The organism is Oleiphilus sp. HI0125 (assembly GCF_001635355.1).
In genome coordinates, this window is the sequence record NZ_LWGF01001463.1 from 1 (window position 1) to 860 (window position 860).

Consider the following 860-nt stretch of genomic DNA (forward strand, 5'->3'; position numbering starts at 1 on the left):
AGGGCTAAACCCAGATTTACCTTTTTTGGAAAGTAGTGATGTACGCTGGCTTTCTTGATGTCGAACTCGCGGGCGATATCTAGAAAGCTAAAGCCGTTGTAGCCGCGGGCACGTAAAAGCTCAGCCGAATAGTCGATGATTTGTTGTCGGGTGTTGGTTGTCATGTGTTTATCCTACCTACCGGTAGGTAGGCAGGTCAAGCGGCATTATTTGCCCAACCAAACTCGACGCCAGCATGTGCACAGCGAGGCTGCTAAGCGCTATTTTTATCAATAGTATGATTTTGTCGTTGTCTGCCTTTATGCGCAGCTTAGTGCCCAAAAATGAGCCGACTATCGCACAGACGATCATTACACTGATCAGCAATAAGCTATCACTCAAAAACGGGGTGATAGCCAAATACACTGGGATTTTTGCAAGATGACTGATCGTCATAAACATGGCGCTGGTGGAGATAATCTGATCGTTAGATTCTAATTCTTTAGTCAAAACGGATAAGGCTAGCGGGCCCGGCGCTCCAACGATTAGCCCTAAGCCGGTCTGGAGAAAGCCAATCAAATAATAACTTTCAAACTTCTTTATAAATGCGCCAAAGGTTTTGCTCCACAGGTTGAGAAGTAGATAGCAAGCAATCGCAACAGGCAAGAATTGCAGGGGAATATTAAATAGCGCGAGGCTAAATACGATCGTCCCTAGAACTGAGCCGATCAAAAATGCAGGAAAGAGGTGCCACTGAACATCAGACAGTGAAAAAAACATTCGTGAAGCATTACTCGCAATCTGGGTAATGCCATGAATCGGAATGATAATGCTTGGGCTAAGAAACAGCGGAAGAATCGCAATCAGTAGCATCCCCCCAC

2 protein-coding genes are annotated in these 860 nt (G+C 45.6%); both read right to left on the reverse strand.

Annotated features, from left to right (window positions below; genetic code table 11):
• Positions 1 to 164: TetR/AcrR family transcriptional regulator (locus tag A3762_RS28990; RefSeq protein ID WP_156493737.1), on the reverse strand; the 164-nt coding region annotated here is incomplete at its 3' end.
• 13 nt (positions 165 to 177) lie between these two features.
• A partial coding sequence (locus A3762_RS24755) for a sulfite exporter TauE/SafE family protein (RefSeq protein ID WP_068758105.1) occupies positions 178 to 860 on the reverse strand: 683 nt, incomplete at its 5' end.